We start from the raw sequence: 25,437 nt of genomic DNA, 5'->3' as shown, positions 1-25,437 counted from the left end.
TCGCGATCGGCGATCGCAGGCGAACGGCCCGACGGGGTGGTGGGTGACGCGACGGCGGTGGCCCGCCCGGCGGTGATGACGTGGACGACTCAGCTCCATAGGCGGCGTACCACGGCATCGAGCCGCCGCGCCCACGGCTCCGCCCGGGCCACGGTCCCCGGCCGACCGGGGACCGCACCCGCGACAACGCAATGACCCTGCACCGGCCGGGCCGGACAGTGGTCTGTGAGAGGAACACTTCGTAGCAGAGTTCCACGTTCTCAGCACAGAGCGCTTCGTGCTCAGAAAATTGTGCGAATGGCTCACTGCACGACGTCATGCATCGTTACGCGGAATGGTTCAATGTGCCACAGTGGAAAGGCCGGCGGGCGCGTGGTGTCGACGAGAACGGCGAAGCCGGCCGGGGCGGGTGTCGCACCCGCCTGGCCGCCGGTCGACGGGCACCGGCCGGTGCCCGTCCGAGGGGCGCTTCGTCCCAGCCTGCAGCCCTGCTGCTAGGGGCACCGGTAGGGGCCCGCTAGGGGTTGGCAGCGCTGTCCGGGGCCAAATACCTTCCTCCGGTAAGTAAGACCTGGTGTGCGCTGCAGCGCTGTTTGTCTGGCAATTCGTGGTCGGCTTTGTGGGCTCTGGTCTTCGCGGCTTGAGGCGTCTGTGGACGGTATTGGGTCGCCTGGTTGTTCCGGCCCGAAGAGGTGGCGCTAATGGCGAATGAAGATACGCTACGGGAGTACCTGAAATGGGTGACGGCGGACCTTCACCAGACCAGGAGGAAGCTCGGCGAGCTTGAGGCTGCCAACCGTGAGCCGATCGCGATCGTCGGCATGTCCTGCCGCTTCCCCGGCGGGGTGCGCTCCCCGGAGGACCTGTGGGACCTCGTCGCCTCGGGCGAGGACGCCATCTCCGGTTTCCCGGCCGACCGGGGCTGGGACCTGACCCGGCTGTTCCACCCCGACCCCGACCACCCCGGCACGTCGTACGCCTCCGAGGGCGGCTTCCTCGACTCGGCCACCGACTTCGACGCCGGCTTCTTCGGCATCTCCCCGCGCGAGGCCCTCGCCATGGACCCCCAGCAGCGGCTGCTGCTGGAGACGTCGTGGGAGGCGTTCGAGCACGCCGGCATCGACCCGTCCGCGCTGCGCGGCCACCAGGTCGGCGTCTTCGCCAGCACCACCGGCCAGGACTACGTGTCACTGCTCCAGCAGCCGCCGCCCGGCACCGAGGGATACATCCTCACCGGCACGGCGGCGAGCGTGGTGTCCGGCCGGATCTCGTACGCCCTCGGCATCGAGGGCCCCGCCGTCACCGTCGACACCGCCTGCTCCTCGTCGCTGGTCGCCCTGCACCTCGCCTGCCAGGCCCTGCGCCAGGGGGAGTGCACCCTGGCGCTGGCCGGCGGCGCCACCATCATGTCCACCCCGTCCGCCTTCATCGGCTTCAGCCGGCAGCGCGGCCTCGCCGCCGACGGGCGGGTCAAGTCGTTCGCCGCCGCCGCCGACGGCACCGCCTGGGGCGAGGGCGTCGGCCTGCTGCTCGTCGAGCGGCTCTCCGACGCCCGCCGGCACGGGCACCCCGTGCTGGCCGTGGTCCGGGGCAGCGCCGTCAACCAGGACGGCGCGTCCAACGGGCTCACCGCCCCCAACGGCCCGTCCCAGCAGCGCGTCGTCCTCCAGGCCCTGGCCAGCGCCCGCCTCTCGCCCGAGCAGGTCGACGTGGTGGAGGCGCACGGCACCGGCACCACGCTCGGCGACCCGATCGAGGCGCAGGCGCTGCTCGCCACGTACGGGCAGGGCCGGCCGGCGGACCGGCCGCTGTGGCTCGGCTCGGTGAAGTCGAACATCGGCCACACCCAGGCCGCCGCCGGCGTTGCCGGGGTGATCAAGATGGTGATGGCGTTGCGGCACGAGACGGTGCCGGCGACGCTGCACGTCGACGAGCCGACCCCCAACGTGGACTGGACGGCCGGCGCGGTGTCGCTGGTGACCCGGGCCCAGCCGTGGGCCGCCGGGGAGCAGCCGCGCCGGGCCGGCGTGTCGTCGTTCGGGATGAGCGGCACCAACGCCCACGTGATCATCGAGGAGGCGCCGGCCGAGGCCGACCCGGCGGCGGACACCGCCCCCGACGGGGACGCCGGGCGCGGCGCGGCCACCACCGGCGCGGCCACGGCGGCCGGCGACGGACCCGCCCCGGTCACCGGCGCCGGCCTCGTGCCGGTGCTGCTCTCCGCCCGCGACACGGCGGCGCTCGCCGAGCAGGCCACCCGCTGGGCCGACCTGGTCGACGCCCGCCCCGAACTGCGGCTGCCCGACCTGGGCTGGTCGTCGGCCACCACCCGGGCCCGGCTGGAGCACCGGGCCGTGCTGCTCGCCGCCGACCGCGCCGACCTGCTCGCCGGGCTGCGAGCGCTCGCCGCCGGCCACGACGCGCCCGGGCTGGTCACCGGCGCCGGGCCGCGCGGCGGCCAGCTCGCGTTCCTCTTCTCCGGGCAGGGCGCGCAGCGCTGCGGCATGGGCCGCGACCTGGCCGACGCGTTCCCGGTCTTCGCCCGCGCGCTGGCCGAGGTCTGCGCCGAACTGGACCGCCACCTGCCCCGGCCGCTGGCCCCGGTGCTCTTCGCGCCCGAGGGCGACGAGGCCGCCGCGCTGCTCAACCAGACCCTGTTCACCCAGGCCGGGCTGTTCGCCGTCGAGGTGGCGCTGTTCCGGCTCCTGGAGAGCTGGGGGATCGTCCCGGACGTCCTGCTCGGCCACTCGATCGGCGAGCTGTCGGCGGCCCACGTCGCCGGCGTGCTGACCCTGCCGGACGCCGCCGTCGTCGTCGCCGCCCGGGGCCGGCTGATGCAGGCCCTGCCGGCCGGTGGCGCGATGCTGTCCGTCCAGCTCCCCGCCGAGTCGGTCCGGGCCGCCCTGACCGGCCTGGACGACCGGGTCGCCGTCGCCGCCGTGAACGGCCCCACCTCCGTGGTGGTCTCCGGCGCCGCCGACGCGGTGGAGGACCTCGAACGGCGCTGGGCCGACCAGGGGGTACGGACCAAGCCGCTGCGGGTCAGCCACGCCTTCCACAGCCCGCTGATGGAACCGATGCTCGACGAGTTCGCCGCCGTGCTGCGCGGGGTGGAGCTGCACCCGCCGACCCTGCCGATCGTGTCGAACCTGACCGGCGAGGTCGTCGACCCCGACGCCGTGCGCACCCCCGAGTACTGGGTGCGGCACGTGCGGGAGGCCGTCCGGTTCGCTGACGGCGTGGACCGGCTGTGCGCCATGGGCGTACGCACCTTCCTGGAGGTGGGCCCGAGCGGGGTGCTCACCGCGCTCACCCGCGACGTCCTCGCCGCCACCGGCCGGGACGAGGGCCGGGCCGCGACGGCCCTGCTGCGCCGCGACCGGGGCGAACCCGGCTCCGCGTTCGCCGCCCTCGCCGAGCTGCACGCCGGCGGGGTCGACGTGGACTGGGCCGCGCTGTTCGCGGGCACCGGCGTCGCGCGGGTGCCGCTGCCCGGGTACGCCTTCCGCCGCCAGCGGTTCTGGCCCGAGCCGCCGCCCGCCGCCGTCGCGGACACCGCCGCCGGCGACGACGACGGGTTCTGGGCGGCGCTGGAGGGCGCCGACGCCGAGACCCTCGGTGGCGAGCTGGGCGTCGACCCCGACGACGACGCCGTGCGTACCCTGCTGCCGGCCCTGCCGGTGCTCAGCTCGTGGCGCCGGTCCCGCCGGGAGCGGTCGCTGGCCGACGAGTGGTCGTACCAGGTGACCTGGAAGCCGGTGCCGGTCGCCGACCGGGACTCACCCGCCGGCCACTGGCTGGTCGTGCTGCCCGCCGCCGACGCCCCCGCCTGGGCCGCCGGGCTGGCCGACCTGCTGCCCGACGCCGCACCGCTGACCGTCGGCGCGGCCGACCTGGACCGGGCGGCGCTGGCCGCCCGGCTGCGGGAGGCCGCCGGGGAGCGGCCCGTCGACGGCGTGCTGCTCGTCGTCGCCGGCCAGGACCGGCTGCTGCCGGAGCACCCGGGCGTCACGCTCGCCGCCGCCACCGCCCTCGCGCTGGTCCAGGCCCTGACCGACCTTGACCTGGTCGCGCCGCTGTGGTGCGTCACCAGCGGCGCGGTCGCCGCGGCCCCCGCCGACGCGCTGGAGCACCCGCTACAGAACCAGGTCTGGGGCCTCGGCCGGGCCGCCGCCGTCGAGCAGCCGCACCGCTGGGGCGGCCTGGTCGACCTGCCGTCCACCGTGGACGCCGCCGTCGCCCGCCGGCTGGCCGCCGTGCTCGCCGACGGCGGCGAGGACCAGGTGGCCGTCCGCTCCGGCGGCGTCTGGGCCCGCCGGCTCGGGCCCGCCCCGGCGGCCGTGGACGACGTGCCCGCCGTCGACTGGAGCGCCGGCACCGTCCTGGTCACCGGCGGCACCGGCGGGCTCGGCGGCCACGTCACCCGCTGGCTGCTGGACCGTGGCGCCCGGCAGGTGGTGCTGGCCAGCCGCCGGGGCGCCGCCGCCCCCGCCGTGGCCGACCTGCTCGACCGGTACGGCGCGGACGGGCGGGTCACCGCCGCCACCTGCGACGTGACCGACCGGTCGTCGGTGGCCGCGCTGCTGGACTCGCTGCCCGGGCTGACCGCCGTCGTGCACGCCGCCGGCACCGACCAGCTCACCCCGCTGACCGACACCACCCTCGACGAGTTCTCCCACGTCGTCGCCGGCAAGGTGCTCGGCGCCCTGCACCTCGACGCCTGCCTCGCCGACCGCCCCCTCGCCGCGTTCGTGCTGTTCTCCTCCATCTCCGGGGTGTGGGGCAGCGCCGGTCAGTGCGCGTACGGGGCCGGCAACTCGCTGCTGGACGCCCTCGCGGTCAACCGGCGCGGCCGGGGGCTGCCGGCCACCGCCGTGTCCTGGACCGCCTGGGGCGGCGAGGGCGGCATGGCCGCCGAGAACGCGGCCACCGCGCAGCTCAACCGGATGGGCCTGCCCCCGATCGACCCGGAGCGGGCGCTCGTCGCGCTGGACCGGGCCACCCGCCGGCCCACCGGATGCGTCACCGTCGCCGACGTCGACTGGACCCGGTTCCACCCGGCGTTCACCGTGGCCCGGCCCAGCCCGCTGCTCGGCGACCTGCCCCAGGTGCGGGCCCTGCTCGACGCCGAGGAGTCCGCCGCGCCCGCGTCGGGCGGCGTCGCCGAGCCGCTGCGCCACCTGGCCGGCCTGTCCGCCGCCGACCAGGAGCGCGACCTGCTGCGGCTGGTCAACGAGCAGACCGCCGCCGTCCTCGGCCACGCCACCCCGGACGAGCTGCGCGGACGCCCGTTCAAGGACCTGGGCTTCGACTCGCTGACCGCCGTGGACTTCCGGGGCCGGATGAACACCGCCACCGGCCTGCGCCTGCCCACCACCGTCGTCTTCGACTACCCCACCCCCGCCGAGCTGGCCGCGCACCTGCGCGAACTGGTCTTCGGGGGCGACGCGGCCGACGCCGTGGCGGCCACCGTCGTGGACGCCGACGAGCCCGTGGCGATCGTCGGCATGGCCTGCCGGTACCCGGGCGGCGTCGGCGGGCCGGAGGAGTTCTGGCGGCTCGTCGCCGACGGCGTCGACGCCGTGTCGGCGTTCCCCACCGACCGGGGCTGGGAGATTCCCGAGGGCCTCGACGGCACCCAGGCTCCGGCCGGCGGCTTCCTCTACGACGTACCCGACTTCGACCCCGCGTTCTTCGAGATCTCGCCCCGCGAGGCGCTGGCCATGGACCCGCAGCAGCGGCTCACCCTGGAGGCGTCCTGGGAGGCGCTGGAGCGGGCCGGGATCGACCCCGGCGCGCTGCGCGGCACCCGCACCGGCGTCTTCGTCGGTGCCTCCACCTCCGGGTACGGCACCGGGCTGACCGAGGTCCCCGAGGGCGTCGAGGGGTACCTGATGACCGGCGCCGCGCACAGCGTGATCTCCGGCCGGGTCGCGTACACCCTCGGGCTGGAGGGTCCGGCGGTCACCGTGGACACCGCCTGCTCGTCGTCGCTGGTGGCGCTGCACCTGGCCGGGGCGGCGCTGCGCCGGGGCGAGTGCGACCTGGCGCTGGCCGGCGGCGTGGCCGTGATGGCCACCCCCACCGCGTTCCAGGAGTTCTCCCGGCAGGGCGGGCTGGCCTCCGACGGCCGGTGCAAGTCGTTCGCCGCCTCCGCCGACGGCACCGGCTGGTCCGAGGGCGTCGGCATGCTGCTGGTGCAGCGCCTCTCCGACGCCCGCCGCGAGGGCCGGCGCATCCTCGCCGTGGTCCGCGGGTCCGCGGTCAACTCCGACGGCGCGTCCAACGGGCTCACCGCCCCGAACGGCCCGTCGCAACAGCGGGTGATCCGGCAGGCCCTGGCCAGCGCCCGGCTCACCACCGCCGACGTGGACGTGGTCGAGGCGCACGGCACCGGCACCGTCCTGGGCGACCCGATCGAGGCGCAGGCCCTGCTGGCCACGTACGGCCAGGGCCGCGACGGCGGCGAGCCGCTGCTGCTGGGCTCGGTGAAGTCGAACATCGGGCACTCCCAGGCCGCCGCCGGGGTGGCCGGCGTGATCAAGATGGTGCTGGCCATGCGGGAGGGACTGGTCCCGGCGTCCCTGCACGCCGACGAGCCGTCGCCGCACATCGACTGGTCGGCCGGGGCGGTGGAGCTGGTCACCCGGAACCGCCCCTGGCCGGCCGTGGACCGGCCGCGCCGGGCCGCGGTGTCCTCGTTCGGGATCTCCGGCACCAACGCCCACGTGCTCGTCGAGCTGCCCGCCGCCGACGACCCCGACGCGACCCCCGCGCCCGCCCCCGACCCCGGACTGCTCGCCGCCGACGTGGTGGCGTGGCCGCTGTCGGCGCGCTCCACGGCCGCCCTGGCCGCGCAGGCCGCCCGGCTGGCCCGGCACCTGCGGGAGCACCCCGGGCTCGACCCGGCGGCGGTGGCCTGGTCGCTGGCCACCACCCGGTCGGCGTTCGACCGGCGGGCGGCGGTGCTCGGCGCGGGCACCCCGGACCTGCTCGCCGGCCTGGACGCGCTCGCCGCCGGCGCCCCCGCAGGCAACCTGCTCACCGGCGCCGTCGCCGGCCACGGGCCGGGCCCCGTGTTCGTCCTCCCGGACGCCCGCGCCGCCCTCGACGCGGCGGCCGGGCTGGTCGGCCGGTGCGCGGTCCTCGACGACGCGCTCGCCGACTGCCGCCAGGCCCTCGCCCCCTGGCTGGACGTCGACCCCGCCGCCCTGCTGACCGGCGCGGACCGGTCCTGGACCGACCGGCCGGAGCTGGCCCAGCCCGTCGCCTTCGCCGTCGGCGTGGCCCTGGCCGCCGTGTGGCGGCACGCCGGGGTCACCCCGGCCGCCGTGCTCGGCCACGCCGACGGGGAGGTCACCGCCGCCTGCGTGGCCGGCGTGCTGTCCCTGCCCGACGCGGCCCGTGTGGTCGCCCTGCGGGCCCGGGCCGTCGCGGACCCGGCCGACGGGGCCGCCGACCGCCTCCGCGCCGAACTGACCGGCCTCGCCCCGCAGCCGGGCACCGCCCGCCTGCTGTCGACCGTGACCGGGGACTGGGCCGACCCGGCGTCCCTGGGGGCCGACCACTGGGCCGACGGGGTCCGCCGGCCCGGGTCCCTCGACACCGCCGCGCGGACCGCCGTCGCGGCCGGCCACGTCACCTTCGTCGGGCTGTCGCCGGACCCGGCGTCGACCGCCGAGCTGACCGGGGCCCTCGCCGCGGCCGGCGCCGCCGCTCAGGTGCTGGACACCCTGCGCGGGGACGGCGACGGGCCCGCCCGGCTGCTGGCCGCCCTCGCCGCCGCCCACACCGTCGGGCTGCCGGTCGACCACCGCCGGGTCCTCGCCGGGGCCGACCCGGTCGACCTGCCCACGTACGCGTTCGAGCGGCACCGGTTCTGGCTGGAGCGCACCGGCGCGCACCGGGCCGTCCTGCCCGCCGTCGGCCTCGACGTCGTCGACCACCCGCTGCTCAGCGCCGTCGCCGAACTGCCCGGCGACGAGGGGCTGCTGTTCACCGGCCGGATCTCCCTGACCGCCCAGCCGTGGCTGGCCGACCACGCCGTGCTGGGCACCGTGCTGCTGCCCGGCACCGCGCTGGTCGAGCTGGCGTCCTGGACGGGCCGGCACGCCGACGTCGCGTCGGTGGCCGAACTGAACCTGGAAGCGCCCCTGGCGATCCCCGCCGAGGGCGGCGTCGACCTGCGGGTCCGGGTCGGCCCGGCCGACGACACCGGGCACCGCCCGGTCTCCGTGCACTCCCGGCCCGACGACGCCGCCGACGGGGCCCGGCAGTGGCAGCGGCACGCCTCCGGCCTGCTCGCCGCCACCGAGGACCCGGCCGACGCCCCGGCGGCGGTGTGGCCGCCCGCCGACGCCGAGCCGATCGCCCTCGACGGGCTCTACACCCGCCTCGCCGAGCAGGGCTACCACTACGGCCCGGTGTTCCGGTCCCTGCGCGCCGCGTGGCGCTGCGGCACCGACATCCTCGCCGAGGTGGCCCTGGACGCCGACGCGGCGACCGACACCACCGCCTTCTCGGTGCATCCCGCGCTGCTGGACGCGGCGCTGCACGCCATCGGCGCCAGCGTCGCCGGCGCCGACCCCGACGCCGCCCCGCCGCCCGCGACGGGCGGCGCCGACATCCGGCCGGGCCTGCCGTTCACCTGGACCGGCGTGACGATCCGGCCCACCCGCGCCCGGGAACTGCGGATCCGGCTCACCGCCACCGGCTCCGGGGCGGTCGCGCTGACGGTCACCGACACCGGCGCGGCGCCGGTCGCCGCCGTCACCGGCCTCGTCCTGCGGCCCATCTCCGGCGAGCAGCTCAGCGCGGCCCGTCGCGCCGCCACCCGGTCCCTGCACCGCCTCGACTGGGTCACCCCCGACGCGGCCCGCGTCGACGGCCCGTACCGGCTGGCCGTCCTGGGCGACGACTGGCCCGCCGCCGACCGGTCCCCGGACCTCGCCGCCCTGGTCGCCGGGGTACGCGCCGGCGCGGCCGTCCCCGACGCGGTGGTCGTCACCTGCGTCGGCCCGGAGCCGGACGAGCCGAACCCGGCCCGGCTGGCCCACCGGGTCAGCCATCGTACGCTCGCGCTCGCCCAGCAGTGGCTGGCCGAGGACACCCTCGCCACCGCCCGGCTGGTGGTGGTCACCCGCGGCGCCGTCCGGGTCGACGCGGGCGACCGGATCGCCGACCTGCCCGCCGCCACCGCGTGGGGGCTGCTGCGCAGCGCCCAGTCGGAGAACCCCGACCGGATCGTGCTCGTCGACGCGGACGACGACCGGACCGCCGCCGACCTGCTGCCGGCGGCGCTCGCCACCGGCGAGCCGCAGCTCGCGGTGCGCGCCGGCCAGCTCCGCGTCCCCCGGCTGACCCGGCTCGGCCCGCCGCCCGCCGACCGGCCCGACCCCGACCTGGCCGCCGGCACCGTCCTGGTGACCGGCGCGACCGGCGCGCTCGGCCGGCTGGTGGCCCGCCGGCTGGCCGACCGGCACGGCGTACGCCACCTGTTGCTGGTCAGCCGCACCGGCGGGGACGCCCCCGGCGTGGCGGCGCTCGTCGACGAACTCGCCGAGCTGGGCACGACCGCCCGGGTGGCCGCCTGCGACGTCACCGACCGCGACGCGCTGGCCCTGCTCGTCGACCAGCTCCCCGCCGACCGGCCGCTCACCGGCGTGGTGCACGCGGCGGGCGTGCTCGACGACGGCATCCTCGGCGCGCTCACCCCGGACCGGTTCGACGCCGTGCTCCGGCCCAAGGTCGACGCCGCCTGGCACCTGCACGAGCTGACCGAGAAGCTGGACCTGGCCGCGTTCGTGCTGTTCTCCTCCGCCGCCGGCCTGTTCGGCGGCCCCGGGCAGGCCAACCACGCCGCGGCCAACTGCTTCCTCGACGCCCTCGCCCAGCACCGGCACGACCGGGGGCTGCCCGCCACGTCCATGGCCTGGGGGCCGTGGGCCAACGACACCGGCGAGGGGCAGCCCGGGCACGTCGACGAGGACCGGATGAACCGGGGCGGCTTCGTCCCGCTCGCCGCCGAGGAGGGCATGGACCTGTTCAGCGAGGCGCTGCGCCTCGCCGACCCGGTGGTCGTACCGGTCAACCTCGACCTCGCCCTGATCGGCCGGCACGGGCCCGCCGCCGTGCCGCCGGTGCTGCGGTCGCTGGTCCGCCCGGCGACCACCGGTGCGGCCCGCGCCGCCGAGCGCGACCCGGCGGCGGCGCTGCGCGACACCCTCGCCGCCACCCCGGAGGCCGACCGCGACCAGGTGCTGTCCGACCTGGTCCGCACCCACGCCGCCGCCGTGCTCGGGTACGCCTCGATCCGGTCCATCGACGTCGAGCGCGGCTTCGTCGAACTCGGCTTCGACTCGCTCACCGCCGTCGAGTTCCGCAACCGCCTCAACGCGGCCACCGGCCTGCGCCTGCCGTCCACGCTGATCTACGACCGGCCCACCACGGCGGCCCTCGTCGAGCACCTGCGGGGCGCGCTGCTGGCCGAGCGGAGCACGTCCGCGCTGACGGTGCTCGGCGAGCTGAACAAGCTGGAGCACGTCATGCGGACCGTGGCCGACGGCGACGCCGACCGGGCCGCCGTCGGCGACCGGCTGCGCGAACTGCTCTCCCTGTGGACCTACACCGGCTCCGCCGCCCAGGACGCCACCGACGACGGCGAGAGCCTGTCCTCGGCGTCCGCCGAGGAGATCTTCAGCCTGCTGGACGAAGAACTCGGCGCGGCCTGATCCGGCATGTTCCGCACCCCGATTCCCGATACGGAGTGGCCCGATGCCCACTGAGGCTGAGTTCCTCGACTACCTCCGGCGCGCGACCGCCGACCTGCGCGACGCCCGTCGGCGGGTGCGTGAGGTGGAGGCCAAGGACCGCGAGCCGATGGCCGTCATCGGGATGGCGTGCCGGTTCCCGGGCGGGGTGTCCAGCCCGGCGGAGCTGTGGGACCTGGTCGACTCCGGTGGCGACGGGGTCGGGAACTTCCCCACCGACCGGGGCTGGGACCTGGAGCGGCTGTTCCACGTCGATCCGGACAATCCGGGCACCTCGTACACCAGCCAGGGCGGGTTCCTCTACGACGCGGCGCAGTTCGACCCGGGCTTCTTCGGCATCAGCCCGCGCGAGGCGCTGGCCATGGACCCGCACCAGCGGCTGCTGCTGGAGACCTCGTGGGAGGCGATCGAGCACGCCGACCTCGACCCGCAGCGGCTGCGCGGCAGCCGCACCGGCGTCTTCGCCGGGGTGATGTACCACGACTACGCGTCCCGGGTGCTGGACCTGCCCGACGGCGTCGAGGGGTACATCGGCACCGGCAACTCCGGCAGCGTCGTGTCCGGCCGGGTGGCGTACACGTTCGGCTGGGAGGGGCCGGCCGTCACCGTCGACACGGCGTGCTCGTCGTCGCTGGTGGCCGTGCACCTCGCCGTGCAGGCGCTGCGCCAGCGCGACTGCGACTTCGCGCTGGCCGGCGGCGTGACCGTGATGTCCACCCCGGGCACCTTCGCCGACTTCTCCCGGCAACGTGGCCTCGCCTCGGACGGGCGGTGCAAGTCGTTCGCCGCGTCGGCCGACGGCACCGGCTGGTCCGAGGGCGTCGGCGTGCTGCTGCTCCAGCGGCTCTCCGACGCCCGCCGCGACGGCCGCCGGATCCTCGCCGTCGTGCGCGGCAGCGCCGTGAACCAGGACGGCGCCAGCAGCGGCCTGACCGCCCCCAACGGACCCTCCCAGGAACGGGTGATCCGGCAGGCCCTGGCCAACGCCCGGCTCTCCCCGGCGGACGTGGACGTGGTCGAGGCACACGGCACCGGCACGACCCTCGGCGACCCGATCGAGGCGCAGGCGCTGCTCGCCACGTACGGGCAGGACCGGGGCGAGGGCGGGCCGCTGTGGCTCGGCTCGATCAAGTCGAACCTCGGCCACACCCAGGCGGCGGCGGGCGCCGCCGGCCTGATCAAGATGATCGAGGCGATCCGGCACGGCTCGATGCCGCGTACCCTGCACGTCGACGAGCCGTCCCCGCATATCGACTGGACCGCCGGCCAGGTCTCGCTGCTGACCGAGGCCCGCCCGTGGCCGGCGTCCGACCGGCCGCGCCGGGCCGCCGTGTCGTCGTTCGGCATCAGCGGTACGAACGCCCACGTCATCCTGGAGCAGGCCCCGGTCGACGACGCCCCGCCGCCAGCCGACGCCGCCCCGCCCGCCGGACCCGTGGCGCTGCCGCTGGCCCCGGTGCTGCTCTCCGCGCGCACCGCCGAGGCGCTCGCCGGGCAGGCCGCCCGGTGGGCCGAGCACCTCGCCGCCGCCGACGCCCCGCGACCGGTGGACGTCGCCGTCTCCTCGATCAGCCGCTCCGGCCTCGAACACCGGGCCGTCGTCCTGGCCGAGGGCCCCGACGACCTGCTCGCCGGGCTGCGTGCCCTGGCCGGCGGCGAGCCGAACGGCACCGTCACCACCGGATCGGCGTCCCCGCGCGGCCGGGTGGCGTTCCTGTTCTCCGGCCAGGGCGCGCAGCGTCCCGGCATGGGTCGCGAGCTGTCCGCCGCGTTCCCGGTGTTCGCCGCCGCGTTGGACGAGGCGTGCGGGCACCTGGACCCGCTGCTGCCACGCCCGCTGCGGGAGGTCATGTTCGCCGCGCCGGGCACGCCCGAGGCGGACCTGCTGGACCAGACCGTGTTCACCCAGGCCGGGCTGTTCGCCGTCGAGGTGGCGCTGTTCCGCCTCGTCGAGTCGTTCGGCCTCGCCCCGGACTTCGTCGCCGGGCACTCGATCGGGGAGATCGCCGCCGCGCACGTGGCCGGGGTGTTCTCGCTGTCCGACGCGTGCGCCCTCGTCGCCGCCCGTGGGCGGCTGATGCAGGCGCTGCCCGCCGGCGGCGGGATGCTTGCGGTCGGCGCCGACGAGGCCGCCGTCACCGCGTCCCTGGCCGGGCTGGCCGACCGGCTGGACATCGCCGCCGTGAACGGTCCCACCGCCGTCGTGGTCTCCGGGGACGCCGACGCCCTCGACGAACTCCAGCGGACCTGGACCGACCGGGGTGCCCCGACCCGCCGGCTGCGGGTCAGCCACGCCTTCCACAGCGTCCGGATGGACCCGATGCTGGCGGAGTTCGCGGCCGTCGCCGACAAGCTGACCTACCACCCGCCGACCATCCCGGTGGTGTCCAACCTGACCGGCCGGCTCGCCGAGCCGGAGCAGCTCCGCGACCCCCGGTACTGGGTGCGGCACGTCCGGGGCACCGTGCGCTTCGCCGACGCCGTCGACAGCCTGCACGCCGAGGAGGTCGGCACCTACCTGGAGCTGGGCCCGAACGGCGTGCTGACCGCGATGGCGCAGGGCTGCCTCGCCGACCGGCCCGGCGACGAGCCCGCGCCCCTGCTGGTCGCGGTGTCCCGGCACGACCGGCCCGAGCCGCAGGCCGCCCTGGAGGCCCTCGCCCAACTCCACGTCCACGGCCTGGCCGTCGACTGGACCCGCCTCCTCGCCGGAGCCGGCGGCGAGCGGGTCGACCTGCCGACGTACGCCTTCCAGCACCAGCGGTACTGGCTGGAGCCCGCCGGCCGGTGGACGGACGTCTCCGGGGCCGGCCTCGGCGCGGCCGGGCACCCGCTGCTCGGCGCCGCCGTGTCGGTGGCCGGCGAGGACATGGTGGTGTTGACCGGGCGGCTGTCGGTGTCGACGCACGAGTGGCTGGCCGATCACGCGGTTGCCGGTTCGGTGGTGGTGCCGGGGACGGCGTTGGTGGAGTTGGCGGTGCGGGCCGGTGACGAGGTGGGCGCGTCGCGGGTGCGGGAGCTGACCGTGGCCGCGCCGCTGGTGCTGCCCGCCTCCGGTGGGGTGCGGGTGCAGGTGCGCGTCGGCACGGCCGACGCGGCCGGCCTGCGGTCGGTGACCGTGCACTCCCAGCCGGAGGAGGACGCCGACCCCGAGTGGGTCCGGCACGCCGAGGGTGTGCTGGAGCCGGTGTCGGCCGACGAGCCCGTGCTGGGGGAGTGGCCGCCGGCCGGGGCGTCCGAGGTGGACCTCGCCGGCTGGTACCCGGCGGTGGCGGAGCGCGGCCTGGTGTACGGGCCGGTGTTCCAGGGCCTGCGCCGGCTCTGGACGGCCGGTGGCGAGGTGTTCGCCGAGGTGGCCCTGCCGGAGCGGGTGGCGGGCGACGCGGCGGCGTTCGGGGTGCACCCGGCGCTGTCGGACGCCGCCCTGCACCCGATCGCGCTGCTGTTCGAGGAGACGGCCGCGCCCCGAGTGCCGTTCGCGTTCGAGGGTGTGCAGGTGCACGCCTCGGGGGCGTCGGTGCTGCGGGTGCGGCTGACCCGCGAGGGCTCCGCGGTACGGCTGGTCGCCGTGGACTCCTCGGGCGCGGCCGTCGTCTCCGTCGACTCGCTCGTGCTACGGGAGATGAGCGGGGTGGCCGCCCCGAACCCGGCCGGGCGGTCGCTGTTCGAGGTGGCCTGGCAGGCGGCGGAGACCGCCCCGGCCGGGCAGGTCGTTGGGTGGGCGCTGCTGGCAGCGCAGCCGGGTCAGCTCCACAGCGCCGGCGACGAGGGCGTTGCCGGGCTGGCCGGCGAGCTGGCGGATCGGGGCGGGCTGGCCTCGTACCCGGACCTGGCCGCAGTGGCGGGCGCGGTCGCGGCGGGCGCGGCGGTGCCGCCGGCGCTGGTGCTGCCGGTGTCCGTCGCCCCCGGGGCGGCGGTCCCGGACGCGGTGCGCGAGGTCACGTCCGGCGTGTTGTCGGTCGTGCGATCGTGGCTGGCCGCCGACGCCCTCGCGGAGTCGAGGCTGGTCGTGGTGACCCGGGGCGCGGTGCCCGCCCGGGACGGCGACGAGGTGACGGACCTGGCGGGTGCGGCGGTGTGGGGTCTGCTGCGGTCGGCGCAGTCGGAGCACCCGGGCCGGATCGTCCTCGCGGATGTCGACGCCGACGCCGACGCGGCGGTGCTGGGCCTGCTCGCCCGGGTGGCGGACGAACCCCTCGCCACCGGCGGCCAGGTCGCGGTCCGGGCCGGCGAGGTCCTCGCGCCGCGCCTGGTGCGGGCGTCCGTGCCGGACCCGTCGCCCGTGGTGGGCGAGGGCGCGGTGCTGGTGACCGGTGGCACGGGTTCGCTCGGTGCGCTGGTCGCGGAGCACCTGGTGGTCGCGCACGGGGTGCGGTCGCTGGTGCTGGTGTCGCGGCGGGGCCCGGACGCTGCGGGCGCGGCCGAGCTGGTGGAGCGGCTGGCGGGTCTGGGCGCGTCGGTCCGGGTGGTGGCGTGTGACGTGACCGACCGGGAGCAGGTGGCCGGCCTGGTCGGCGAGGTGACGTCGGCGGGCCGCCTCGCCGGTGTGGTGCACACCGCCGGCGTGCTGGACGACGGCGTCGTCGAGACGTTGACGGCCGAGCGGCTGGCGGGTGTGCTGGCCCCCAAGGTGTCGGCCGGTTGGTTCCTGCACGAGGCCACCGCCGGGCTGGACCTGGATCTGTTCGTGGTGTTCTCGTCGGTTGCCGGGGTGCTCGGTTCGCCGGGTCAGGCGGCGTACGCGGCGGGCAACGCGTTCCTGGACGCCCTGGCCGTGCACCGGCGGCGGGCCGGTCTGCCGGCGGTGTCGCTGGCGTGGGGGATGTGGGACACCCCCGGGATGGCCGCGTCCCTCGGCGAGGCCGAGCGGACCCGTTCGACGACCAGGGGTGGCCTCGCCGCGATGAGCGCCGAGACCGGCCTGGCGCTGTTCGACGCGGCGGTCGCGGGGGACCGGTCGGCCCTCGTGCCGGCCGTGATCGACGTGGCCGCCCTGCGGGCCGCCGCCGGCACCGGCATGGTGCCGCCGATGCTGCGCGCCCTGGTCGGCGCGACCACCACCCGCCGCCAGGCGGGACAGGGCGCGACCTGGGCGACCCGCATCGCCGGCCTGGCCCCCGAGGAGGCCCGCGCCCAGGTCGACGTGCTGATCCGGGGGCTCGTCGCGCAGGTGCTCGGCCACGGTGGGGCGGAGTCGGTGCCGGCGGACCGGGCGTTCCGGGAGTTGGGCTTCGACTCGTTGACGGCGGTGGACCTGCGCAACCGGGTGAACGCGGCCAGCGGCCTGCGGCTGCCCTCGACGCTGGTGTTCGACTACCCGACGCCGCAGGCGCTGGCCGCCCACGTGCACGCCGAACTGGCCGGGGCCGGCAGCGGCGTCGCCGCGTCGGGCGCGCGGACCACCACCGGACTCGACGAGCCGATCGCGATCGTGGGCATGGCCTGCCGCTACCCGGGCGGGGTGGAGACGCCGGAGCAACTGTGGGCGTTGCTGGCCGGTGGCGGGGACGGGATCGGGGAGTTCCCGGCCGACCGGGGCTGGGACCTGGAGACCCTGTTCGACCCGGACCCCGACCGCCCGGGCAGCTCCTACACCCGGCACGGTGGCTTCCTGTACGGGGCGGCCGAGTTCGACCCGGCCTTCTTCGGCATCTCGCCGCGCGAGGCCCTGGCGATGGACCCGCAGCAGCGCCTGCTGCTGGAGGCGTCCTGGGAGTCGTTCGAGTCGGCGGGCATCGACCCGCAGCGGTTGCGGGGCAGCCGGACCGGCGTGTTCGCGGGCGTGATGTACCACGACTACGCCTCCGTCCTGATGGACGTGCCCGGCGAGGTCGAGGGGTACATCGGCACCGGCAACTCGGGCAGCGTCCTGTCCGGCCGTGTCGCGTACACGTTCGGCCTGGAGGGCCCGGCGGTCACCGTGGACACCGCCTGCTCGTCCTCGCTGGTGGCGTTGCACCTGGCGGTGCAGGCGCTGCGTTCCGGTGAGTGTGATCTGGCGTTGGCCGGTGGTGTGACCGTGATGGCGACGCCGGGGACGTTCATCGAGTTCTCCCGGCAGCGGGGCCTGTCGCAGGACGGTCGGTGCAAGTCGTTCGCGGCGTCGGCGGATGGCACCGGTTGGTCCGAGGGTGTTGGTGTGCTTCTCGTGCAGCGGTTGTCGGACGCGCAGCGCGAGGGTCGGAACATCCTGGCGGTGGTGCGGGGCACGGCCGTGAACCAGGATGGTGCGAGTAACGGCCTGACGGCGCCGAATGGTCCGTCGCAGCAGCGGGTGATCCGGCAGGCCCTGGCCAACGCCCGGCTCACCGCCGCCGACGTGGACGCGGTCGAGGCGCACGGCACCGGCACCACCCTGGGTGACCCGATCGAGGCGCAGGCGTTGCTGGCGACCTACGGTCAGGACCGTCAGGCGGATCGGCCGCTTCTTCTCGGGTCGGTGAAGTCGAACATCGGTCACACGCAGGCTGCGGCGGGTGTGGCGGGTGTGCTCAAGATGATCATGGCGATGCGGCACGGCCTCGTTCCGGCGACGTTGCATGTGGACGAGCCGTCGCCGCACGTCGACTGGGCTTCCGGCGCGGTCACCCTGGCCACCGAGGCCACCCCGTGGCCGGCCGTGAACCGCCCCCGTCGGGCCGCCGTCTCGTCGTTCGGTATCTCCGGCACCAACGCGCACGTGATCATCGAGCAGCCGCCCGCCCCCGTGATCGAGGGCGAACCGGTCGCGGCGCCGCGCACCGGCGTCGTACCCCTGGTGCTGTCCGCCGCCGACGGGCCGGCGCTGCGGGAGCAGGCCGCCCGGCTGCACGCCCACCTCGCGGCGCACCCGGAGATCGAGCCGGCTGACGTCGCGCACGCCCTGGCCACCACCCGGGCCGCGTTCCCGCACCGCGCCGTGCTGCTCGGCCGGGACACCACCGACCTGGTGCGGGCGCTGGACGCGTTCCGCCTCGGCGAGGACGTCCCGGCGGCCGTCACCGGCACGGCGCTGCGCGGCGGCGACCCCGTCCTCGTCTTCCCCGGCGACGCGGAGCAGTGGCCCGACGCGCTGGCCGACCTGCTGGACCGGTCGCCGGTCTTCGCCGAATCCGTCGCCGAGTGCGAGGCCGCCCTCGCGCCGTGGGTGGACTGGTCGCTCACCGCCGTGCTGCGCGGCGCGGACGCCCCGTCGCCGACCCGTCCCGGGGTGGCACAGGCCGCCCGGTGGGCCGTGGCGGTCGCGCTGGCCCGGTTGTGGCGTTCCCTCGGCGTACGACCCGCCGCCGTGCTCGGACACGGCGACGGGGAGGTCGCGGCGGCCTGCGTGGCGGGGGCGCTCTCGCTGGCGGACGCCGCGAAGGTGATCGCCCTCGGCAGCCGGCCCCCGGCCGCCGCCGACCCCGCCGACCCGGACGCCGCGCCGGACCGCCCGGCGGCTGGCCTGGCCGGGATCACCCTCCGGGCGGCCGAGGTGCCGCTGCACTCCGCGTCCACCGGGGTACCGGTCGACACCGCCGGCCTCGACGCCGCCGACTGGTACCCGGGCCTGCGCGCGGACGCCGACCCCGACGCCGCCGCGCGGGCCCTGCTCGACGCGGGGCACCAGGTCTTCCTGGAGGTGGCCCCCGGCCCGGCGCTTGCCGCCGGCCTCCGGCGCGCCGTGGCCGCCGCCGGGCACGACGCCGTCGTGGTGGACACCCTCCCCGCCGACGCCGCCGGCTGGCCCGCCCTGGTCGCCGCCCTCGCCGAACTGCACGTCCACGGCGCGCCCGTGGACTGGACGGCGGTCCTCGGCGCCCGCCCCGGCCCGGCCGTGGAACTGCCCACCTACGCCTTCCAGCGGCAGCGGTACTGGCCCCAGCCGACCGGCCCGGCCGGGGCCGCCGTGGCGGCCGGCGGGGACGACGCGGACCGGCACTTCTGGGCGGCCGTGGAACAGTCCGACCCGCGGGCGCTGGCCGCCGCCATGCGGATCGACGAGACGGACGCCCGGTCGCTCGACCCGGCGCTGCCGCTGCTGTCCTCCTGGCGGCGTCGCCGCCGCGACGAGTCCACCGTGGACTCCTGGCGGTACCGGGTGACCTGGAAGCCGCTGCCCACCCCCGCCGACGCGGCCCTGTCCGGCCGCTGGCTGCTGGTGGTGCCGGCCGGCCGGGCCGACCACCCGCTGGCCGTCGCTGCCGCCGCGGCCCTCGCCGAGGGCGGCGCGGACGTCGTCCGGGTCCCCGTGGCCGACCCGGACCGGGCGGCGCTGGCCGACCAGCTCGGGCGATCCGCCGGGGACGCCGCACCGGTCGGCGGGGTGCTCTCCCTGCTCGCGCTCGACGACGACGCGCACCCGGCGCAGCCGGTGCTGCCCGCCGGCCTGGCCGGCACGGTCGCGCTCGTCCAGGCCCTCGGCGACGCCGGCATCGCCGCCCCGCTGTGGTGCGCCAGCACCGGGGCCGTCTGCACCGGCCGGGCGGATCCGCTCGACCGCCCCGGCCAGGCGGCGGTCTGGGGCCTCGGCCGGGTGGTCGCCCTGGAACACCCCGACCGCTGGGGCGGCCTGGTGGACCTGCCCGCCGAGCCGGACGCCCGGGACCGGGCCCGGCTGGTGGCCGTGCTGGCCGGCGTCGACGCCGAGGACCAGCTCGCGCTGCGCCCGTCCGGGGTGTTCGCCCGCCGGCTCGTCCGGGCCCGCGTCGACTGGGCCCCCGCCGACGGCTGGCGCCCCCGGGGCCGCACCGTCCTGGTCACCGGCGGCCTCGGCTCGATCGGGGCGCAGGTGGCCCGCTGGCTGGCCCGGGAGGGCGCCGCCCGGCTGGTGCTGACCGGCCGTCAGGGCCCGGCCACCCCCGGCGCCGCCGAGCTGGCGGCCGAACTCACCGCGGCCGGCGCCACCGTCACCGTCGCCGCCTGCGACGTCGCCGACGCCGACGCGCTGCGGGCGCTCGCCGCCGAACTCGCTGCGCAGGGCGTCCGTGTCGACGCCGTGTTCCACACCGCCGGGGTGGCCCACGCCGGCCCGGTCGCGGCCCTCGGCCCGGCGGAGCTGGCGGACGCGCTGCGGGCCAAGGTGTCCGGCGCGGTGCACCTCGACGAGGTGTTCGGCGACGACCTGACGGCGTTCGTGCTGTTCTCCTCCGGCGCCGGCGTCTGGGGCGGCGGGCACCAGGGCGGCTACGCCGCCGGCAACGCGTTCCTCGACGCGTTCGCCGAGGACCGGCGCCGCCGGGGCCGGCCCGCCACCGCCGTCGCCTGGGGCGCCTGGGACGGCGGCGGCATGGTCGACGCCGAGGGCGCCGCGGACCAGATGTTCCGCTCCGGCGTCCGGGCGATGCGCCCCGACCTCGCGGTGTCCGTGCTGGCCGACGCGCTCGCCCACGACGAGACCACGCTCACCGTCGCGGACATCGCCTGGGACCGGTTCCTGCACACCTACACGCTGGCCCGCCCCCGGCCGCTGATCGGGGACGTGCCGGAGGTGGCACGGCTGCTCGCCGCCGCCCCGGCCGGCGACGCCCCGGCCGCCCACTCGCCGCTGCGCGCCCGCCTCGCCGGGCTCGCCGCACCGGACCGCCGCCGGGTGCTGCTGGACCTGGTCCGGGTGCACGCCGCGGCGGTGCTGCGGCTGCCCTCGGCGGAGGCCCTGGCGGCGGACCGGTCGTTCCGGGAGATCGGCTTCGACTCGCTCAGCGCCGTCGAGATGCGCAACCGGCTCGCCGAGGCGGTCGGTGAGACCCTGCCGGCGACGCTGGTGTTCGACCGGCCGACGCCCGGTGCCCTGGCCGACCACCTGGCGAGCCGGCTGACCGGCGACGACGCTCCGGCGGTCGCGCCCACCCGGGCCGCCACGGCCCTCGACGAGCCGATCGCCGTCGTGTCGATGAGCTGCCGGTTCCCCGGCGGCGTCGCCAGCCCCGAGGACCTGTGGCGGCTGGTCAGCGAGGGGCGCGACGGCATCGCCGAGTTCCCCGCCGACCGGGGCTGGGACCTGGAGGCCATCTACCACCCCGACCCGGACCGGCCCGGCACCTCGTACGTCCGGGAGGGCGGCTTCCTCGCCGACGCCACCGGCTTCGACGCCGCCCTGTTCGGCATCTCCCCGCGCGAGGCGCTGGTGATGGACCCGCAGCAGCGGCTGCTGCTGGAGAGCGCCTGGGAACTGTTCGAGCGCGCCGGCACCGCCCCCGCCGACCTGCGGGAGACCAGCACCGGGGTGTTCGTCGGCACCAACGGGCAGGACTACGCGACCCTGCTGCTCGCCGCGCGGGTCGAGACCGAGGGCTACCAGGCCACCGGCAACGCCGCCGCCGTCATCAGCGGCCGACTGGCGTACCACTTCGGCCTGCAGGGCCCCGCCGTCAGCGTCGACACCGCCTGCTCGTCCTCCCTGGTGGCGCTGCACCTGGCCTGCCAGTCGCTGCGGCAGGGCGAGTGTGAACTCGCCGTCGCCGGAGGCGTCACGGTGATGGCCACCCCCGGACCGTTCCTGGAGTTCGCCCGCCAGCGGGGGCTCGCCCTCGACGGCCGGTGCAAGTCGTTCGCCGGGGCCGCCGACGGCACCGGCTGGGGCGAGGGCGTCGGCCTGGTGCTGCTCCAGCGCCTCTCCGACGCCCAGCGCGACGGCCGACGCATCCTCGCCGTGGTCCGCGGCTCCGCGATGAACCAGGACGGCGCCAGCAACGGCCTCACCGCGCCCAACGGCCCCGCCCAGGAGCGGGTCATCCGGCAGGCCCTCGCCAACGCCCGGCTCGCCGGCGCCGACGTGGACGTCGTCGACGGGCACGGCACCGGCACCCGGCTCGGCGACCCGATCGAGGCGCAGGCGCTGCTCGCCACGTACGGGCGGGACCGGCCGGCGGACCGGCCGCTGTGGCTCGGCTCGGTGAAGTCGAACATCGGCCACACCCAGGCCGCCGCCGGCGTCTCCGGCGTGATCAAGATGATCATGGCGATGCGGCACGACCTGCTGCCGCCCACCCTGCACGTGGACGAGCCCTCCCCGCACGTCGACTGGTCCGCCGGGGCGGTCGCCCTGCTCACCGAGCCGCAGCCGTGGCCCGAGGTGGACCGGCCCCGCCGGGCCGGCGTGTCGTCGTTCGGGGTGAGCGGCACCAACGTGCACGTCATCCTCGAACAGGCCCCCGCCGAACCGGCCGCGCCCGCCGCCACCGCCCGGCCTGCCGACGGGGCCCCCGCCGGGCTGCCGGTGCTGCCCTGGGTGGTCGCCGCCGACGGCGCGGAGAGCCTGCGCGCCCAGGCCGCCCGGCTCGCCGACTGGCTGCCGCACCAGCCGACCCCCGACGTCGACGTCGCCCGGGGCCTGGCCACCGGGCGCTCCCCGCTGCGGCACCGCGCGGTGCTGCTCGCCGCCGACCGGGACGCCGCCCTCGCCGGGCTGCGGGCCCTCGCGGCGGGGCAGGACCACCCCGGCCTCACCCGGGGCGTCGCCGAGCCCGGTGGGGCCCTGGCGGTGCTGTTCTCCGGGCAGGGCGCCCAGCACGCCGGGATGGGCCGCCGGCTGTACGACACCTTCCCCACCTTCGCCCGCGCCGTGGACGAGGCGTGCCAGCACCTCGACGCGTACCTGCCCCGGCCGCTGCGCCCGGTGCTGAACGCCGAGCCCGGCACCGCCGACGCCGACCTGCTCGACCAGACCGTGTTCACCCAGGCCGGGCTGTTCGCCGTCGAGGTGGCGCTGTACCGCCTCCTCGAACACTGGGGGGTCCGGCCCGACTTCGTGGCCGGCCACTCGGTCGGCGAGATCGTCGCCGCGCACGTCGCCGGGGTGCTGTCCCTGCCGGACGCCTGCGCGCTCGTCGGCAACCGGGGCCGGCTCATGCAGGCGCTGCCCGCCGGCGGCGGCATGCTCGCCGTCGCGGCGGCCGAGGTCGAGGTCACCCAGGCCCTCACCGGGTACGCCGGGCGGGTGGCCGTGGCCGCCGTGAACGGGCCGACCGCCGTCGTCGTGGCCGGGGAGCTGGACGCGCTGACCGAACTGGCCGACCACTTCACCGCCCTCGGCGTGCGGACCAAGCGGCTTCGGGTCAGCCACGCCTTCCACAGCCCGCTGATGGAGCCGATGCTCGCCGACTTCGCGGCCGTCGCCGCGACCCTGGAGTACGCCCCGCCGGCGGTGCCCGTCGTGTCGAACCTGACCGGCACGGTCGTCGACGCCGACGAGCTGTGCACCCCCGACTACTGGGTCCGGCACGTCCGCGAGGCCGTCCGGTTTGCCGACACCGTCACCCACCTGCACTCCCACGGGGTGACCCGGTTCCTGGAGGTCGGCCCCGACACGGTGCTGACCGCCCTGACCGCCGACGCGCTCCCCGCCGACGCCCCGGTCACCGTCACCGGCGTGCAGCGGCCCGGCCAGGACGAGGTGTCCACCCTGCTCGGCGCCCTCGCCCGGCTGCACTGCCAGGGCACGGCCGTACGCTGGCCGGCGCTGCTGCCCGGCGCCGGCCCGGTGGACCTGCCCACGTACGCGTTCGCGCACCAGCGGTTCTGGCCCACCCTCCACACCGCCCCGGCCGACACCCCCGGCGCGGCCGGCGACGACACCGACTCCGCGTTCTGGCGGGCCGTGGTGGACGGCGACGGCGACGCGCTCGCCGGCCGGCTCGGCGTGGACCCGGACCGGCCGCTGCGCGACCTGCTGCCGGACCTCGCCGCCTGGCGTCGCCAGCAGCGGGAGGACACCCTCGTCGACGGCTGGCGGTACCGGATCACCTGGCGCCCCCAGCCGCTGGCCGCCGGGGCCCCCGGCGGCGACTGGACGCTGGTGCACACCGCCGCCGGCCAGGACGTCGCCGACCGGCTCGCCGCGCTCGTCGCCGCGCGCGGCGGCACGCCCCGGCTGCTCCCCGTCGACCCGGCCACGGCCGACCGGGCCGCCCTCGCCGGGCTGCTCGACGGCGTACCGCCGACCCGGGTCGTCTCCCTGCTCGCCCTCGACGAGCGCCCGCACCCCGACCGGCCGGCCGTCCCCGTCGGCCTGACCGCGAACCTCGCCCTGATCCAGGCCGTCACCGACGCCCTGCCCCCGGTGCCGCTGTGGCTGCTCACCCGGCAGGCCGTCGGCACCGGCGCCGACGATCCGGTCGCCAACCCCGCCCAGGCCACCACCTGGGGGCTCGGCCTGGTCGCCGCGCTGGAGCACCCCCGGCACTGGGGCGGCCTGCTGGACCTGCCGGCCACCCTGGACGATGCCGCCGCCGAGCACGTCCTCGCCGCGCTGACCGGCGCCGGAGGCGAGGACCAGATCGCCGTCCGCACTACCGGGGCGTACCTGCGGCGGCTCGCCCGCGCGCCGCGCGCCGACCGGACGGGCAGCCCCGGCTGGCAGCCGCCCGGCACCGTCCTGGTGACCGGCGGCACCGGCGCCGTCGGCCGGTACGCCGCCGGGTGGCTGGCCCGGCACGGCGCGCGCCGGCTGCTGCTGGTCAGCCGGCGCGGCCCCGACGCCCCCGGTGCCGACGAGGCGGTGGCGGAGCTGGCCGCGCTCGGCGCGCAGGCCCGCGTCCTGGCCTGCGACCTCGCCGACCGGGACGCGGTCGCGGACCTGGTCTCCGGCCTGAACGCCGACGGCGAGACCGTGCACGCGCTGGTGCACGCCGCCGGGGTGGGCCGGCTCAACCCGATCGCCGCGGTCAGCGGGGCGGAACTCGCCGACGTGGTGTCCGGCAAGATCGCCGGCGCCCGGCACCTCGACGAACTCCTCGACCCCGAGCCGCTGGAACTGGTCGTGCACTTCTCGTCCATCGCGGCCGTCTGGGGCGTCGGCGACCACGGCGCGTACGCCGCCGGCAACGCCTTCCTGGACGCGTTCGCGCAGTCCCGACCCGCCTCGGGCGCCCGGGTCCTCTCCGTCAACTGGGGACCGTGGGCCGGCGGGGGCATGGTGACCGACGCGCACGCCGCCGCGATGAGCCGGCGCGGGGTGTCCCTGCTCGACCGGGAACCGGCGATGGCCGCCCTGCGCGCCGGAATCGAGGGCGACGACGACGTTCTCACCGTCGCCGACGTCGACTGGGAGCGGTTCGCGCCCGTCTTCGCCTCCGCCCGGCCCCGCCCGCTGATCGGCGACCTCGCCGAGGTGGCCGCCCAGGCCGCCGCCGACCGGGCGGACGCCTCCGACGGAGACCAGGTCGCCGCCGAACTGCGCAAGCGGCTCGGCGAGCTGACCCAGGCCGAGCAGAACCGGGTGCTGGTCGACCTGATCCGCACCGCCGCCGGCGAGGTCATCGGCCACGACAGCCCGTACGCGGTGGAGAGCAGCCGGCCCTTCCGGGACCTCGGCTTCGACTCGCTGACCGCCGTCGAGCTGCGCGGGAAGCTGGCCCGGCTGACCGGGCTGAACCCGCCCAGCTCGGTGGTCTTCGACTACCCGACCCCACTGGCCCTGGCCGAGCACCTGCGGTCCGAGCTGCTCAGCGAGGCGTCGGTGGAGGCGCTGCCGACCCTGGCCGAACTCGACCAGTTGGAGAGCGCCCTCGCCCTGCGCGACCCGGACGACACCGGCCGGGTCCGGATCACCATGCGGCTGCACCACCTCCTCGAACGGCTCGGCGCCGCCGCGCCGCGCCGGGAGGAGGCCGCCGAGGTGGCGGACCGGCTGCGGGTGGCCAGCAACCAGGAGCTGTTCGACCTCATCGACCAGGACCTCGGGCTGTCCTGAGCCGCCCGGCACGGACCT

General features: G+C 77.2%; 2 protein-coding genes. Both read left to right on the top strand.

Annotated features, from left to right (window positions below):
* The first annotated feature begins 701 nt into the window (after positions 1-701).
* Positions 702-10,730, top strand: a complete 10,029-nt coding sequence (locus OOK41_RS24810; protein WP_266266890.1) for a type I polyketide synthase — start codon at positions 702-704, stop codon at positions 10,728-10,730.
* A 43-nt stretch (positions 10,731-10,773) separates the two neighbouring features.
* Positions 10,774-25,419 carry a type I polyketide synthase gene (locus tag OOK41_RS24805; RefSeq protein ID WP_266266889.1) on the top strand — a complete coding sequence of 4,882 codons (14,646 nt, stop codon included), beginning with the start codon at positions 10,774-10,776 and terminating at the stop codon, positions 25,417-25,419.
* The last annotated feature ends 18 nt before the right edge of the window (positions 25,420-25,437 follow it).

The sequence above is a fragment of the Micromonospora sp. NBC_01655 genome, assembly GCF_026339755.1.
Lineage (GTDB): Bacteria > Actinomycetota > Actinomycetes > Mycobacteriales > Micromonosporaceae > Micromonospora.
This window is presented reverse-complemented; position numbering and strand designations above follow the sequence as displayed.